This window comes from Providencia sp. PROV080, from assembly GCF_033688105.1.
Classification (GTDB): Bacteria; Pseudomonadota; Gammaproteobacteria; order Enterobacterales; family Enterobacteriaceae; genus Providencia; species Providencia zhejiangensis.
In genome coordinates this window covers 924,578-942,257 of sequence record NZ_CP096346.1, presented here as the reverse complement: position 1 = coordinate 942,257, position 17,680 = coordinate 924,578, and the positions used below count along the sequence as shown (strand labels likewise).

The window sequence follows — 17,680 nt, the reverse complement described above, 5'->3', positions numbered from 1 at the left end:
ATGCCGCATTTTATTGCTGAATGTACAGACAATATTCGTGATCAAGCCAATCTACCTGAGCTATTTGCTAAGGTAAACAGTGCATTAGCTGGAACAGGTATTTTCCCTTTAGGCGGGATCCGTAGCCGTGCTATTTGGTTAGATACTTGGCAGATGGCCGATGGTCAGCATGACTACGCTTTCGTCCATATGACACTCAAGATTGGCGCTGGACGTTCACTTGAAGATCGAGAGAAAACAGGCCAGATGTTATTTTCACTCATCAAAGAGCACTTCGCTCAGCTTATGAATGAGAGATATCTTGCTTTGTCATTGACTATGGAAGAGCTTGATCCTGTTTTGAATTACAAACAAAACAATGTTCACGCTCTCTTTAAATAAGGAAGCATGATGCCAGCTGCGTTCGATAGACAGATTCCTCGCTACTTAATTCCATTATTAGGTTCATTAGTAGCATTTGGACCATTATCGATAGATATGTATCTGCCCGCATTACCGCAAATGGGGAATGATCTCCATGCGACTCAAGGACAGATGCAATATACGCTCGGCGCTTTTTTTGCAGGCTTCTGTATTGGTATGCTGTTTTATGGGCCACTCAGTGATCTTCTCGGTCGTCGTAAGATGCTGTTAAGTGGCCTCATTATTTTTACACTCGCGAGTTTACTCTGTGCGCAAGCTTCATCGGCTAATACCTTAATTGCATTCCGTGCATTACAAGCCTTTGGAAGTGGAGCCGCCATTGTCATGGCTCGAGCGATCGCAAGAGATGTTTATCCTACGGCTGAACTCCCTAAAGTCTTGTCGCTGATGACGCTAGTCACCATGATCGCCCCGCTGCTAGCGCCGCTACTCGGTGGTTTTTTATTAATTCACTATCAATGGCAAGTGATCTTCTATCTTCTTGCGCTGATAGGACTTTGTTCCACTTGTTGTATTTTTTTCTTACTCCCTGAAACACTGCCGCATCAAGAGGCATCTCAAAACTTACTCCGCGTTGCATTCCATAATTATGCCCAAGTGCTGAGTGACAGAGAAGCGCTAAGCATTATTGGCACTATGGCTTTCTCTTTTGCAGGCATGTTCGCTTTTATTAGTGGATCCCCTTTTGTCTATATTAATTATTTCGGGGTCTCGGAACAGCATTACGGCTTATTATTTGGCTGTAATATTCTCGGCATGATAGCGGTATTACTGCTGAATGTAAGATTACTCAAGGTTTACAGTTTAACTCGCATACTCTGTCTACAAAGTGGAGCTCAATTGCTGTTTGGGTTATTTCTACTCATTTTCTACCAGCAAAGCCTGCCTATTATTGTTATTCTGGTCGTGCTGTTCTTATCGATGGTGAATGCTATCGGTACAAACAGTTTGTCACTGTTATTGCAGCATCGAGGAAAGATTGCTGGCAGCGCCAGTGCTCTTGCTATTTCAATACAATTTGCATTGGCGGCGCTAGCGAGTGTTGCTGTTTCTGTTCTACAGGATGAATCCCCATTTGCTATGGCGCTGGTTATGGCTGTCTGTGCCGGATTAAGTTTCACAAGCCAACGTTTTTCGGCCAAAAATGTCCGCTCACAGTTAATATCAGTGCCTTCGGAGAAAAAAGAAAAATGAGTATTAATGTCAATTCTACCTTATTCCGCCAGCAGGCTTACATCAACGGTCAATGGGTTAATGCCAACGATAATAGCCAATTCGATGTCACTAACCCAGCAAACGGTGAAATCATTGCAAAAGTCAGTAATGTAGGCGCAGCGGAAACCCAACAAGCCATTGATGCCGCTGAAAAAGCCCTGCCAGCATGGCGAGCTAAAAGCGCCAAAGAACGTAGCCAAATTCTGAATAAATGGTTCCAATTGATGATGGATAATCAAAAAGAACTTGCTGAATTACTTAGCTGGGAGCAAGGCAAATCCCTCACTGAATCAATGGGTGAAATTGCCTATGGTGCAAGCTTTATTGAATGGTTCGCTGAGGAAGGTAAACGCGTTTATGGTGAAACCATTCCATCACCACTACCCGGTCGCCGTTTAGTCACGATTAAACAACCCGTTGGTGTGGTCGCCGCGATAACGCCATGGAACTTCCCAAATGCCATGATCACTCGTAAAGTCGGCCCAGCACTGGCAGCGGGTTGTACTATGGTACTTAAACCTGCCGCTGAAACACCGTTATCTGCATTAGCGCTAGCTGCACTCGGTGAGGAAGCCGGTATCCCTGCTGGGGTGTTTAATATTGTTCCTGGTACTGATGCAAAAGCCATTGGTGGGGTTTTGACATCCAGTCCAATCGTTCGCAAATTAACGTTCACGGGTTCAACCCGCGTAGGTAAGTTGTTGATGGCACAATGTGCCGATACCGTCAAAAAACTTTCATTAGAACTCGGTGGAAATGCGCCTTTCATTGTCTTTGATGACGCTGATCTAGATGCCGCTGTACAAGGCGCGTTAGCCGCTAAATTCCGTAATAGTGGACAAACTTGTGTCTGTGCTAACCGTATCTTAGTCCAAGAAGGCATTTATGATGAGTTTGCCAAACGCCTCGCAAAAGCTGTCAATGAGCTGAAAATAGGCCCAGCCACTCAAGCCGATTCACAGCAAGGCCCTCTGATTAATCAAGCGGCTGTCGATAAGGTGACTGAACACATTGCCGATGCGGTCTCGAAAGGTGCTCGTGTACTCACAGGCGGAAAACCGGCATCACTAGGCGGTTTATTCTTTGAACCCACTGTATTAGCTGATGTCACTGAAGCCATGGTCGTCGCCAAAGAAGAAACTTTTGGGCCTTTAGCACCATTGTTTAAGTTCCGCGATGAGCAAGACGCTATTGATTTAGCAAATGATACCGAATTTGGCCTAGCCTCTTATTTCTATTCTAGAGATATCGGCCGTATCTACCGTGTTGCAGAAGCTCTGGAAAGCGGCATGGTCGGTATTAATGAAGGCATTATTTCAAATGAAGTTGCCCCATTTGGTGGCATTAAGCAGTCAGGACTGGGGCGTGAAGGTTCACGTTACGGAATTGAAGACTATCTGGAAGTGAAATATCTCTGCTTTGGTGGGCTGTCGACTAACTAATTGAATTTTGACAGATTACCGCACTGCCATAAGGGCAGTGCGGGTTAGAAAGCGCCCTACATTGCTTGCGTGGTAAGCAGAGTTCAACAGGAGCAATACTCGCATGTTACAAAAAGATATCATATCGCAAGTTGCACAGCGACTTAATCAGGCTGAGAAAACACGTGAACAGATCCGTCAGATATCATTGGATCACCCACAAATAACGATTGAAGATGCTTATGCGATTCAACGTGAGTGGGTTGGCTTAAAAATCGCTGAAGGACGTTCTCTAAAAGGCCATAAAATCGGCTTAACATCTAAAGCGATGCAAGCTAGCTCTCAGATTGATGAGCCAGACTACGGTGCACTTCTTGATGATATGTTTTTTGACGATGGCTGTGAAATTCCAACCGATCGCTTTATTGTTCCACGTATTGAGGTTGAATTAGCTTTCGTTTTAGCGAAACCATTAAGTGGACCCAATTGTACGCTGTTTGATGTTTATAACGCCACAGACTATGTCATACCAGCTCTGGAGCTGATTGATGCTCGCTGCCATGGTATTGACCCTGAAACAAAACGCCCACGCAAAGTGTTTGATACGATCTCAGATAACGCAGCAAATGCCGCGGTCATCTTAGGGGGCAGACCGATCAAACCACGTGATCTCGATTTACGTTGGATCAGCGCGTTACTCTATCGTAACGGTGTCATTGAAGAATCCGGTGTCGCTGCCGCAGTACTGAACCATCCAGCAAATGGTGTGGCTTGGCTGGCGAATAAATTGGCTCCGCATAATGTGCAACTTGAAGCAGGACAAATCATTCTAGGTGGTTCATTTACTCGCCCAGTGCCTGCTCGTAAAGGGGATGTATTTCATGTGGATTATGGTGTGATGGGTTCTGTTAGTTGCCGATTTGTCTAAGGAGATACCGTGGATATCCTACAAAATTCATTTAAACATGCCCTAAAAGAAGGTCGACCACAAATTGGCTTATGGCTGGGATTATGCAGTTCATACAGTGCAGAGCTTGTTGCGGGAGCTGGCTTCGACTGGCTGCTGATTGATGGTGAACACGCACCTAATAATGTGCAAACCATCTTAACTCAGTTACAAGCGATTGCCCCTTATCCATCACAACCGGTCGTTCGTCCGCCTTGGAATGATCCGGTGATCATTAAACAGCTATTAGATATTGGTGCACAGACGTTATTACTGCCAATGGTACAGAATGCGGAGCAAGCCAAGCAAGCTGTGCGTGCAACACGCTACCCGCCTGCTGGGATCCGTGGCGTTGGCAGTGCTTTAGCACGGGCATCTCGCTGGAATCGTATTCCTGATTACCTGCAACGTGCCAATGATGAGATGTGCGTCATTGTACAGGTTGAAACTCGTGAAGCGATCAATAACCTGTCAGAAATTTTGCAAGTTGAAGGCATTGATGGTGTCTTTATCGGCCCTGCTGATCTTAGCGCTGATATGGGCTATTCCGGTAATCCAAACCACCCTGATGTTAAAGCTGTGATCGAAAAAGCGATCGTACAAATTCGCGCAGCGGGCATTGCACCCGGTATTTTAATGGCAGCACCTGATGTTGCTGAACATTATTTAAAATTAGGTGCACTATTTGTTGCGGTGGGTGTTGATACAACATTGTTAGCTCGTGGTGCAGAAGCACTCGCAGCTCGCTTTGGCAATACCGTTACTGAGGTTACATCCAATACACCAAGCGTGTATTAATGAGTGCTAATACAGTAGTAAAGACTTCTTATGTCATTTTATTGATGTAATTTTTATTACCCTACAAATACACAATAAATGGCATAAGAAAAACAACATTAACAACCAATGTGCCGACAGGGCAGACATATTTAATGGCTGCCTCAGAGCCTTTTGTACCCATAACAGCATAAAATGCATATAAATGAGGGATTTACAAATGAGCAAATTATCCAACGTTGCTGAACCAAACCCTGCTGAGCAGCATAAGAATTTGACTGAGCCACAACAACGCGTTATTAAAAAGTTATTCCGTCGATTGATTGTATTTTTATTCGTACTCTTTGTTTTCTCTTTCCTCGATCGTATTAATATTGGTTTTGCTGGCTTAACCATGGGGAAAGATATTGGCCTAACATCCACCATGTTTGGTCTTGCAGCCACACTGTTTTATGCAACCTATGTCATATTTGGCATCCCAAGTAATATTATGTTGGGTATTGTCGGTGCACGTCGTTGGATCGCAACCATTATGGTGCTGTGGGGGATCGCATCAACAGCCACCATGTTTGCAACCGGACCGACAAGTCTCTATATCCTACGAATGCTAGTAGGGGTGGCGGAAGCAGGCTTCTTACCGGGTATTCTGGTCTATCTAACCTACTGGTTCCCTGCTTACTTCCGTGCGCGAGCGAACGCTTTATTCATGGTCGCAATGCCTGTCACAATGGCATTTGGCTCCCTTGCATCTGGCTATATTCTCGAAATGGATGGCATCTTTGACCTCAAAGGCTGGCAGTGGCTGTTCCTACTAGAAGGTTTCCCATCTGTCATCTTAGGTGTACTTGTTTGGTTCTATCTGGATGATTCACCAGAAAAAGCCAAATGGTTGACCAAAGAAGACAAAGAAAGCCTCCAAGAGATGATGGAACAAGATAAGTTAGAGCTTATCCAACCACATGGTTCAAAAAGCCATACTGCATTGCAAAATAAAAGCTTATGGAGAGAGATTTTTACGCCTGTCGTTCTGATGTACACTGTGGCTTATTTCTGCCTGACGAATACACTCAGCGCAATTAATATCTGGACACCACAAATTATGCAGAGCTTTAACGAAGGTAGTAGTAATGCCATGATCGGCTTACTTACTGCGATTCCTCAGTTCTGTACCATATTGGGAATGATTTATTGGAGTCGGCGCTCTGATAGGTTACAAGAGCGTAAAATGCACACGGCACTTCCTTACCTATTTGCCGCAGCAGGTTGGGTATTGGCAGCCTTAACACATCATCCCGTCATTCAACTTATTGGTATCATCATGGCATCGACGGGGTCATTTACAGCTATGGCGGTATTCTGGACAACCCCAGATCAATCTATTAGTTTACGCGCGCGTGCTGTTGGTATTGCCGTTATTAACGCGACAGGTAATATTGGTTCCGCGGTTAGCCCACTCTTAATCGGTTGGTTGAAGGATCAAACAGGTAGCTTCAACTCCGGACTCTATTTTGTCGCGGGTTTACTGGTAATCGGAGCTATACTGGTAGTATTGATACCAATGAAAAATTCACGCCCTAGAGCAACACCTTAATATTTAAGATAATGAAAAAGATTAGAGCCGCGCGATGATACCGTGCGGCTCTAGTTGAACAGAACAATGGGAGAACATGGTCGTGTCATCATTAATAACTAATATCGATATCAGCAAAGATTATGATGAGACACAAGGGAATGATGATGTTCATTACCAAACATTCGGTAATATGGCGGCGTTTTTTGGCCGCGATATGCAAGCTCACCGACATGATGGCTTTTTCCAACTCCATTATCTGGAAACAGGTCATATTACATTACAGCTTGATGAACAACGTTATTCTGTTCAAGCGCCATTATTTATTCTCACGCCCCCTTCTGTACCCCACGCTTTTTTTACTCAAGAAGATACTGACGGACATGTGCTCACAGTTAGGCAAGATCTAATAACGCCATTATTAGAGTCCCTCTACCCCGCAAATCCAGATATCGTTGCAATACCAGCGATTTGTTTATCTGTTGCTGATAAACCGGATGATCTAGAAACTTTTCGTCATTACTGGGCATTGATGGCTCGCGAATCCGCAAATAGTTACGCAGGCCGAGACCAAGTCTTATCCTCTTTAGCACAAGCTTTATTTACTTTTCTCTTACGTTCGATCCCACTTGACGATCACCCTATCAGTGGAGTGAGAGGAGAGCATCATCTCTTTCAACGTTTCAATCAACTCATTGACTCACACTACCATGAGCATCTTTCTATTCCTGAATACGCAAATAAACTCGGTGTTACCGAGTCTCGACTCAAAGATATGTGTCGGCGATTCGCTAACCGACCGCCTAAGCGATTAATTTTTGACCGCATATTACGAGAAGCGAAACGCATGCTATTGTTTTGTGACAGTCCTGTATCAGAAATTGCTTACCAATTAGGCTTTAAAGATCCCGCCTACTTTGCGCGTTTCTTTAATCGCTTAGTGGGTGATTCACCAAGCCAATGGCGTGATAAAAACATTCATTAGCCAATCCATGACTTAACAAACGAGAAAGATAGATTGTCTATAACAAAAAAATCTTGATATTTTCATTTTATATATATCGTCATAAAAACAATCAAAGATGATTAATAATTAATCTAATATTAAATTATCAATTATTGTCGTATATAAATCATAATTTAGATTTTTTCAATATATATTTTCAGCTATTTTATTTATTCAAAATAGCTATTGATTTTAAAAGAACCAATAAATACTATTTATCCAAATTTCACAATTACATCATATTTAAAAATCAAGTCTCCGAATTCTATAATGTATCTCTATAGATTGTTTACATATTATCAATCAAAGCAATTTATCCAATATTATAACTAAATATTATATCAAAATAAGATGATTTACCTAAAAGACCATGGTAAAAATCATCCATTAAATGAGTAATTGCTTTGGTTATTTTTAGGGTAAGGTTAACTATGTACGATGATCTAAATTCATTAAGCCGCCAACTTAAAATGGATAATTTCGCCTTTCTTGAAATAGAGGAGAAAAATCATTCCAACAATGAGAAAACATTATCAAATATAACAACAAAAAAAGAACCTGTATTATCTGAGAATATAAAAGAGGAAGCCACATCTCTCACTCAAGAAAAAACAGATAGCAATCAGTCCGCACAACCTGAACTTGATCATTTTATGGATTATAAGCATAACTATTATCATAATCCTGTAGCATCAGAGCCACACCTTGAGCGAATAGTTATTCTTAGTGACCTTTTTTCAAGCATTAGCAAGAAATAAAAGACATTAAATATAATATAACTTCATTATGAGTTAGCTATATGCAAAAAATACGCAACCTCTTAATATCTGCATTTTTTATAGTTTTATTTTTTCTATTAATCATTATCCCTCTAGATAGTGATAAGCAATTTATATTAGGTGGAGTTTTGGTTGCATTTATATTTTGTATTGGCAGAATTAAAAACAAAAAAACGCAACTCATGATGATCTTAGTTTCATTACTTTGCACTTCACGTTATGTTTGGTGGAGAGCGACAACAACACTCTATTTTGATTCATATCTAGAATTATTTTTAGGTTCATTGCTATTTATCGCGGAGCTTTATTCACTCACCATTTTATTATTCGGTTATATTCAAACATATTGGCCATTACAAAGAAAAATAGAGCCATTGCCAAAGGATACTTCATTATGGCCAACTGTTGATTTGTTTATCCCTACCTATAATGAACACATTGATATTGTTAAAGATACGGCACTTGCTGCTCAATGCATCGAATACCCTAAAGACAAATTAAATATTTATATATTAGATGATGGAAAACGAAGTGAATTCCGCCAACTCGCAGAGGATATTAATGTTGGTTATATCATCCGTCCTGATAATAGCCATGCAAAAGCAGGAAACCTAAACCACGCATTAACAAAAACCAGCGGTGAACTGATCTGTATTTTTGACTGCGACCATGTTGCAACTCGGGTGTTTTTACAAGCAACTGTAGGTGCCTTCTTAGCAGATGAAAAACTCGCTCTAATACAGACCCCGCATTATTTTTATTCTAAAGATCCTTTTGAGCGTAATTTAACAGCAGCCAAAAGAGTCCCACATGAAGGTGCCCTTTTTTATGGGCCAGTACAACAGGGTAATGATAATTGGAATGCTGCGTTCTTTTGTGGTTCATGTGCAGTTATTCGCCGTAGTGCACTCAAAGAGACAAACGGATTTGCAGTTGAAACGGTTACTGAAGATGCTCATACCGCCCTTAAATTACAGCGTAAAGGCTGGAATACGGCATTTTTAAATATTCCACTTTCTGCTGGCTTAGCGACTGAAAGATTAACTTTACATATTAATCAACGTATCCGCTGGGCTAGAGGAATGACACAAATATTTCGTATTGATAATCCATTGCTTGGCAGAGGACTAACATTTGTACAACGCATTTGTTATTTAAACGCAATGCTACATTTCCAATATGGATTACCTAGAGCTATCTTCCTCTTATCGCCACTCGTTTTCATTTTATTTAGCCTAAATATCATTTCATCATCGGCTACTTTAATATTTTCCTACGCCTTACCTCATTTGATCACTTCAAACTACGTGAATTCAAAACTGGTTGGTCACTATCGTTATTCATTTTGGGGAGAAATTTATGAAACAGTCATGGCATTTCATTTAATACCACCAACCTTAATGAGTTTAATATCCCCTAAACTGGGCAAATTTAACGTCACAGATAAAGGCGACCTGACAGATAAAAATTACTTTGATCATCGTGCTGTCCGCCCACTGATTATTGTCGCTTTACTCCTATTATCTGGAATTAGCATTGCCTCCTTTAAATGGATTGTAGGTATCTATAAAGACATTGACGATGGCGTCATCATTATCAATCTTACCTGGGCTATTTATAGTTTGCTGATTGTTTTAGCATCCATCTCTGTGGCAAAAGAAACGAAACAATTACGTCGTGCTACTCGGGTTCCAGCATCAATTCCTGTTACTGTATGCTTTGCTGATGGCAGTCATATCGAAACTCACTCAATAGATTTATCCATGAGTGGCGCAAGACTTCATTTACCCCTTGAGCATCACCATAAACGAGGGGTTATCACACAAATTGCAATTGGAATCGGTAAGGAAAGTGCATTAATTCCCATTAAAAAAGCTTGGGTTGACGAGCAAAAACTACGTCTAGAATTTGATCATTTAACCAATACGGTCCGGCGAGATGTTGTACGTGTTGTTTTAACTCGTGCAGATGCTTGGTTTTCCCCTCTTAGTCCTACTGATAAGCCATTAAGATCGTTTATAGATGTCCTGCAATGCGCATTTGAATTATTTATTATCCGCAGAAATAAAAAAATACTGGATAACTCGATTCTTCTTTCAAAACAGAATAATGAAGAGCGGCAACATGTTTAACTATCTTAAGCTTTTGCTTATCGCCTATACATTACTGACCCATACTACGGCTATTTTTGCTGTAGAACTTAGTGATGAAAATAATAAATTGCCTTCTCAATTAGCATTTTTATTAGATGATAATTTAGCGAATAACACAGAGGCGATTGAGACTACAGCAGAAGAAATTTCATTAAAAAAAATGGGATTAACGCATGGTGTCACTTTAAATGGCGATACTCTGCAATCAGGGATCAGTTTCACACTCCCTTATGATTTTATTGCAACTCATGCAGAAATGCAGCTCGTCCTTTCCATCGATAGCGCTGAGAATATTGAAAAAGATAACTTACAGGTCACTTTAAATGATCAATCGTTAGGTGCAATACCGCTATCTCAAATTGGCAAAGATGAGGCTATTTTTACTTTTAAAATAGCAAACACGGTTTTATCCTCAAAAAATAACCTTAATTTTCAAATCATTAGTAATGATGACATTATTAACAACGAATGGACATGTCAGCGCCCAGATCTAAAAAATGTAACTCTCAAAATATCACCTTCAAGCATTATGGCGATGCAAGGGATACTCATGAATACACGAAAATCCCTAATGGACTTCCCTCGACCCTTTTTAGATCCGCTAAAAATTAATAAAAACGAACTTGCGTTTGTTTATTCCGCCTCGCCTAATCCAGATATTTTAGCCGCCTCAGCAATCGTTGCTTCTATTTTTGGGATCAAAAGCGAAGAAAAAGAGAATCACTTTCATGTTTATTTGGACCAAATCCCTGAAAAGCATGCTGTTTTATTTACAACAACCAATGAAATGATTGCGGGTTTATCCTTTGCGCATTCCGATGGTCCGCATTTAAAAATTATTGATAATCCTATCAATCAAAAATATAAAATTTTAGTCGTAAGTGGGCGTAATGCAGAAGAGTTACGACAAGCAGCTTACCAGCTTTTTACTGAGGATTTACCCGATGGCGATAGCGACCATTTACACGTTCCCGCTTATCGTTCTAAAAATCGATTAGCTTATGATGCCCCTAATTGGCTCCCACTCAAAAAATCTATTCCTTTTAGCCAAATAATGAAAACGAATGATGCGTTACAATCTCGGCTGTTTTTACTGGAGGAAAAGAATATTACTTTTCAAGTTCCTCCTGATACTTTCATGTTAACGGGGAATAAAATCCCAGTACAAATCAATTATTCTTTCGATAAAAAAAATTGGGTAGATATGAATAATTCGATATTAACAATTGCCCTAAACTATCAATTTTTAAAAAATATTTCTGCTCATAAAAACAGTGTCATTACTGCAATTACTGATTTCTTCGGTCATAATCAAAAAAACAGTACTATGCTCTACCTTGATAACTCAGGTTTGATTGGTGAAAATAAACTCAGCTTTTACTTTAATATTAAGACCGATGAAAATATCGCTTGTGACATTATCAATAATGCGAGTTTTGTTAATCAAATACTCACAAACTCAACTATTGATCTTAGCGATGCATCTCATTTTGGCGAGTTACCTAATACACATTGGTTTTTAAATGGATTATTTCCATACACTAAATATGCAGATCTCTCAGATACCGTTCTGTTATTGAACAGACAACCGGAAAAAGAAGATATTGTTTTAATGTTACAACTCATGGAGAAATCAGGTCGTATTACTGGTTTTCCCGTTAGTCATTTAACTATACTGAGTGATACTCAAAAATCACATAGTAAATTAAAAAATTCAAATATCATTGTTATTGCTAAAATAAAAGACATTCCAGCAGTAACATCGCTCATGAAAGGAACCTCCTATCACTATAGCAATGGAAATCTAAATATTATTTCACCTTCGTTATTCAAAAAAGTAAAACTACTGCTTTTAGGTGAGTGGAAAAATCAATTCGAAATAGTGAGTGATTTTCTATCAAATACTCATCAGTGGCGAGGCATACTCAGTTTTCAATCCCCATGGTCTTCAAATAAAGTTGTGACAATTTTGACTGCAACAAATACAGAACAGTTAAATAAGCTTTATAATGATATCAAAAAATCGGAAAGACAGCCGCTCGATGCGGGTGACATTCTCTTATTCAGTGACGCTGATAGTATTAAAAACGTAAGCATTAATCCTTCATTTTTATCTGGAGAACTTCCTCCGCATAGATTAGTTCTATGGTTTTTTAGCCAACATTTATTCTTATTAATGGTTATATTGTTTAGTTCATTATTATTCATTAGCTTCTATTTATATAATAAATTTAAACAACATGAATCCAAACGTCTGACAAAGGTGAAAAGGGAATATGAAAGTTAATTTATTAATAAACACACTTATCACTTTGTTATGTGGAACATATTCATTATCAATATTGGCTAATTCATTAGAAAATGAAGTCGCCATCAAAATGCTTTTAGAAAAAGCAAATTATTGGCATAGCAAATCGAATTATCCTCTTGCTTACGATGCTTTATACAAAGTTTTTGCCATTGAACAATATAACATCGAGGCATTATATTTAATGTCCCATTACAAAATTCAACAGGGAAAAAAACAAGAAGCTATCCTCTGGATCAATAAATTAAAAAAATATTCTCCGAATGATCAGAGAATAGTCAAGCTCATGCGCCTCGATCCCCATAAAGATATCTCGCCTGAATCCTTACAACAGGCTCGTGAATGGGCGAAAAATGGTCATATCAAGCAAGCTATACAAGCTTACGATAAGCTATTTGCCAATCATCCACCTACTGGTGATCTTGCATTAGAATACTATGAAACACTCGCTGGCAGTAAAGCGCATTTAGATAAAGCGATTTTAGCATTAACCGAAAGAGTACAGCACTCCCCTTCTGATTTTAAAGCGCAACGTATTCTAGCGACTGTATTAACCTATCAGGAAAAAACACGACGCGAAGGAATACAAAAACTCTTTCAAATTGAAAATAAAAATGAAGTTGTGATTCATTCACTTAAGCAGGCTCTACTTTGGCTGCAACCTAATGAACAGGATTTACCCCTGTATCAGAATTTTATTAGTTTATCGCCAAAGGATGATAGCGTAATGGAGTATTATCACAGCCGTGTTGGAAATAACGAGACCCTTTCAGGATTTTCCCTACTAAATAAAGGGCACATTGCTCAAGCTAAACAGAAGTTTACCGCTGTTTTGATGAAGGATCCTAAAAAAGTTGATGCTATCGCAGGACTTGGTTACGTGGCATTACATCAAAAAGATTACCAACAAGCAGAAAAACTACTGACTGAAGCGGCAAATAACACAAAAGAACATAAGAAAACACAATGGCTAAAAGATGCTCAAAATATGGGCTATTATTCAGCAATCGATACTGTGAAACAATTAATACGCAGTAAGCAGTATGATAAGGCATTGATATTAATCAATGAAACTCATGCCAGTGATACACAACAACTCATCACCCTTGATTTATTTCGCGGACAACTTTATCGAGCAAAAAAAGATTATTCCAGTGCAGAATCACTGTATCAGCAGCTTGATAAAAAATACCCTAATAACAAATTAATAAAAGAGCAGTTAATTTGGGTGTTTGCAGAGCAAAAAAAATATGCTGAATTTGAACAATTACTACAGTCATTACCGCCTGCTGAGCGTCATGCTTACCAACAAAAAATAGATACCAGTGAACAACACCGACAAAGTGCGGCAAAGGCGCTCGATAACGGTTTAATCAGTGAGGCGGAACATATTCTTAAGAACGCCCTTGTGAAAGCACCTCAAAATGCTTGGCTAACCTTAGACTATGCTCGAGTGTTAATGAAAAAAGGTGAGCTCGAAAAAGCCAATGCCATGATGAATAATCTAGTTGCTAACTATCCGTCAGCAGCAACTTGGCATAGCGCTCTCATTTGGGAATCTGAACAGAACCAGTGGAATAACGTACTCATTTTAATTAATAAAATTCCGACTGAATTTCAGAGCGATGAAATCATCACACTCAAAAAACGGGCTACATTAAATAAGCAAATCGATATTGCTCAACATTACATTGATAATGGCAACTATAATGCCGCTTTAAATACATTGAGACATAATATCAACACATTACCAGATAATCCCAGTGATATTGGCCGTCTTGCTCAGCTATATATGGATGCCGGCGACAGCCAACAAGCCGTTAATATTATCCGTCAAAATTTATCAGCAACCCCCCAGGGAAACTTAAAAGATTATACACAGCAGATTCTTATTTTACGTCGCTTAGGTTACTACTCTGAAGCAGAAAGCTTAATGAATACCCCTGCTTTACTGAGCGCGATGAGTGAAAAAGAAATCAGCAATATCAGAATAAGCTATCTCAGTGAACAAGCGGACTCATTTCGTGAAAATGGCTATTTGAATGAAGCTTGGCAAATATTAGCACCAGAAATAAAAAATGACCCTAATAACAGCAAGTTACTCCTAAGTACAGCGCGTATTTATCAAGCCAATGGCCAATCAGACCAAGCAACCGATATTTATCGCTATATTTTGTCCATTTCCCCCAAAAACCAAGAAGCATTAATTGGTTTAGTCAACTTAGCAATTAGCAATAAAAACATTACAGAAGCGAAGAAATACTTTGCTGATATCAAGCCGACGGACCATACCGATTATATCGTTCTATCTGCACGTCTCGCGCAACTTGCAGGGGATAATAACCAAGCTATAAAATTATTAAAAACCGCACAATGGGGATTAGTTCAACCACAAAAAAATCTCACTTATTTGCCTATCAATCATCCCTTATCTGGGGAAATGCAGACTTATCGCTATCAAAATAATCGGCAAAAAGAGCAACTCAATCACATCGAAACATTGTTGGCAGATTTGCGGCAAAAAACATCTGTATCGATAAATAGTGAAGTACAGTTTACCCGTCATTCAGGGGAGTCGGGGCTAAGTCAATTAACTGAGCTCAAAGAAACAGTCACACTCTCACTACCATTATTTGATGATGTGAAATTAGCGCTAAATGTTTCGCCCTCGATGATGAGCTCAGGTAAAACCCCCGCAGAAAATGCCAGCCTAGTGGGGAGTGGTGCTTTGACGCGTGCGAATAGACGTAGCTTGGTAGAAAGTGATTTGCGAAATGATTTACATGCCGATGAGATTAATGAGCGTGCAATACAAGGCTTAGAATCAAGCATGATGCTCAAAGGTGATAACTTCCAATTCGATTTCGGGCATACCAATAGCGATGGCGTGATTGTTTCTTTGGTGGGAGGGGCAGAATGGATGCTCAAAACGTCACCAAACAGTCGGTTAACTTTTGGTGCAGAGCGAAGAGCCGTTACAGACAGTCTCCTTTCCTATAGTGGACTCATAGATAGCACAACAGGGAGAAAGTGGGGAGCAGTCACCCGTAACGCCGTTTCAACGCAATATGCTTGGGATGACAGCCAATATGGTGCATATGCAAAAGTGGCCATTAATAAATATATTGGTACACAAGTGCCTAATAACCAATCCATTGATTTAAATACGGGCACTTACATTTATGGTATAAATAAAAAGGATAAATCATTAAAGTTTGGCGCGAACGTTCATTATATGGGATTTGATAAAAACCTAAATCACTATACCTTAGGGCAAGCAGGTTACTTTAGTCCTCAAAGATATATTGCGATTTCTTTACCCGTTTCTTATGAACAAACGATAGATAAATTATCATTAAAATTAAACTCTACATTAGGCTATCAATCATATTCTTCTAATAGCGCGGATTATTATCCCACTGATAAGCGATATCAGGCAGAATTAAAAAATTATTCTCAGAATGATGAATATATAGATTACGTATATGAAAAATCCAGTGAAAAAGGGTTCAGTTACTCCATTAACTTTGACACTAATTATAAATTTTCACCATCGTCATTTATCGGCGCTAATGTAAGCTACAATACTTTTGGTAATTACAACGAAACAAAAGCAAATATTTACTTTAAATATTTATTCGACAACGATATACTAGGAAAATAAAAATGATCTTTGACCAAGATAGTTATCTACAGCGCGGTTATAAGACAGGCTGGCATGATTTAATTAATTTTTTATTTATTGAATTTTCATCTGGCGAAACCAATGAAGGTTGTAAAACATTAAGAAAAATAGGACAACAACTTGGTGAGTTACATACTATTGAAAACTCAAATACATTAAGTCAGCTTGAGAAAAACATTAATACTGTTTTAGAGATGTTTAATTGGGGCTTTGTGAAGATGGCCCCCGCAAATAGCGAGTTATTAATTATGCATTGCGCATGGCCTCATGCACCAACATCTGTAAATAAAAAATGGCGAAGAGCTAGTGCTAGCATTTTAGAAGGGCTTTATACTCAGTGGTTAATAACCCAAGGTGGTAATAAATCAGTTCCCGTTTTATGGAATGAAAATGCCACTGAGGATATATTTATATTTCGTTATGCTTTATTTAAATAAAGAAAAACGCTCATCGTTATGTTTGACATTAAAAAAAACCTATTAGTTAAAAACAAAGCTATTCCATTAAATTCAATCACAAATCAAGCAGTCATGATGCTGCTGATTAATAAATATGGAGAAATAGTTTACGCTAGTGAACTTTTTTTAACGCATAACCACTATACCCATGATGAAATCATGGGATATAAAATAAAAATAAAAACGGACCATCTTATATTAGAAAAGAATAATAGTCATGATATTTTCCGTTATAACGACTTTGAAAAGGAACTGTTTTTTATAAACAAAAACAATAAAAAGCTAGTGTTTATCACGAAATTAATAAAAACAAATATAAAGGGAGATAGCCAATTTAGATATTGCATAACATTCGTTGAAGTGACTAGATTAATAGCGAACAACAATAAATTACTTTTCCAAGTTAATCATGATTCTTTAACAAAGGTACTCAATAGATATGGATTTTATAAAAAGGCAAATGAAAAGATAAAATCAATAAAAAATAACATAGAAAGTTTTTACTTAGCAATTATTGATATTGATGGCTTTAAGCGCGTAAATGATACATTAGGTCATCAGTACGGTGATTACTTATTAAAGAAAATGGCCACAAATATTAAAAAACTTTTGCCTAGCGACGCCATTTTAGCTCGGCTTGGTGGGGATGAATTTGCATTAATGATTAATAGTCATCAAAATGCCGATTACATCTTTTTAAACCTAGTTAATCGTATGAGTTGCTATTCATACCGTTACTTAGCCATAAAGATATCCAATATAAGTATTAGTATCGGTGTTGCCCAATATCCACTACATGGGTCCCATTTAAAGGTATTATTGAAAAATGCTGATATTGCTTTATATCAAGCCAAAAAACTAGGAGGCAATCAAACAAAAAAATATCGTTAAACCCGCTATCTAATTAGCGCTATTAGAAAGCTAAAAAACTGTGCTCGT

General features: G+C 38.7%; 13 protein-coding genes. All 13 read left to right on the top strand.

Annotated elements, in window-relative coordinates; genetic code table 11:
• The 13 genes from M1F03_RS04040 (at position 1) to M1F03_RS03980 (ending at position 17,632) form a co-directional block, all read left to right on the top strand.
• Positions 1–381 (top strand): 5-carboxymethyl-2-hydroxymuconate Delta-isomerase, encoded by a 381-nt coding sequence (locus tag M1F03_RS04040; protein WP_154623387.1) that lies wholly within the window; start codon positions 1–3, stop codon positions 379–381.
• A 9-nt stretch (positions 382–390) separates the two neighbouring features.
• Positions 391–1,617 (top strand): Bcr/CflA family multidrug efflux MFS transporter, encoded by a 1,227-nt coding sequence (locus tag M1F03_RS04035; RefSeq protein ID WP_154623386.1) that lies wholly within the window; start codon positions 391–393, stop codon positions 1,615–1,617.
• On the top strand, positions 1,614–3,080 hold the full coding sequence (locus M1F03_RS04030; protein ID WP_154623385.1) for an NAD-dependent succinate-semialdehyde dehydrogenase: 1,467 nt from the start codon (positions 1,614–1,616) through the stop codon (positions 3,078–3,080). The genes M1F03_RS04035 and M1F03_RS04030 overlap by 4 nt, the downstream gene beginning before the upstream one ends.
• Positions 3,081–3,183: 103 nt before the next feature.
• On the top strand, positions 3,184–3,987 hold the full coding sequence (hpaH, locus tag M1F03_RS04025) for a 2-oxo-hept-4-ene-1,7-dioate hydratase (protein ID WP_154623384.1): 804 nt from the start codon (positions 3,184–3,186) through the stop codon (positions 3,985–3,987).
• 9 nt (positions 3,988–3,996) lie between these two features.
• Positions 3,997–4,803 (top strand): 4-hydroxy-2-oxoheptanedioate aldolase, encoded by an 807-nt coding sequence (gene hpaI / locus M1F03_RS04020; protein WP_163860738.1) that lies wholly within the window; start codon positions 3,997–3,999, stop codon positions 4,801–4,803.
• Positions 4,804–5,002: 199 nt separating this feature from the next.
• On the top strand, positions 5,003–6,373 hold the full coding sequence (gene hpaX / locus M1F03_RS04015; protein ID WP_154623383.1) for a 4-hydroxyphenylacetate permease: 1,371 nt from the start codon (positions 5,003–5,005) through the stop codon (positions 6,371–6,373).
• A gap of 76 nt (positions 6,374–6,449) precedes the next feature.
• Positions 6,450–7,337, top strand: a complete 888-nt coding sequence (gene hpaA, locus M1F03_RS04010; RefSeq protein WP_154623382.1) for a 4-hydroxyphenylacetate catabolism regulatory protein HpaA — start codon at positions 6,450–6,452, stop codon at positions 7,335–7,337.
• A 452-nt stretch (positions 7,338–7,789) separates the two neighbouring features.
• Positions 7,790–8,116, top strand: coding sequence for a hypothetical protein (locus M1F03_RS04005; RefSeq protein ID WP_154635628.1), 327 nt, complete (start codon positions 7,790–7,792; stop codon positions 8,114–8,116).
• Positions 8,117–8,157: 41 nt separating this feature from the next.
• Entirely contained in the window at positions 8,158–10,269 is a 2,112-nt protein-coding gene (bcsA, locus tag M1F03_RS04000; RefSeq protein ID WP_269723346.1) for a UDP-forming cellulose synthase catalytic subunit, read from the top strand.
• Positions 10,262–12,577 carry a cellulose biosynthesis cyclic di-GMP-binding regulatory protein BcsB gene (locus M1F03_RS03995; protein ID WP_251465150.1) on the top strand — a complete coding sequence of 772 codons (2,316 nt, stop codon included), beginning with the start codon at positions 10,262–10,264 and terminating at the stop codon, positions 12,575–12,577. Before bcsA ends, M1F03_RS03995 begins: the two co-directional genes overlap by 8 nt.
• Entirely contained in the window at positions 12,567–16,262 is a 3,696-nt protein-coding gene (locus M1F03_RS03990; RefSeq protein ID WP_251465149.1) for a cellulose synthase subunit BcsC-related outer membrane protein, read from the top strand. Before M1F03_RS03995 ends, M1F03_RS03990 begins: the two co-directional genes overlap by 11 nt.
• A 2-nt stretch (positions 16,263–16,264) precedes the next feature.
• Entirely contained in the window at positions 16,265–16,720 is a 456-nt protein-coding gene (gene bcsD, locus M1F03_RS03985; RefSeq protein ID WP_154622188.1) for a cellulose biosynthesis protein BcsD, read from the top strand.
• 18 nt (positions 16,721–16,738) lie between these two features.
• Positions 16,739–17,632 carry a GGDEF domain-containing protein gene (locus M1F03_RS03980; RefSeq protein WP_318840084.1) on the top strand — a complete coding sequence of 298 codons (894 nt, stop codon included), beginning with the start codon at positions 16,739–16,741 and terminating at the stop codon, positions 17,630–17,632.
• Positions 17,633–17,680 lie beyond the last annotated feature (48 nt).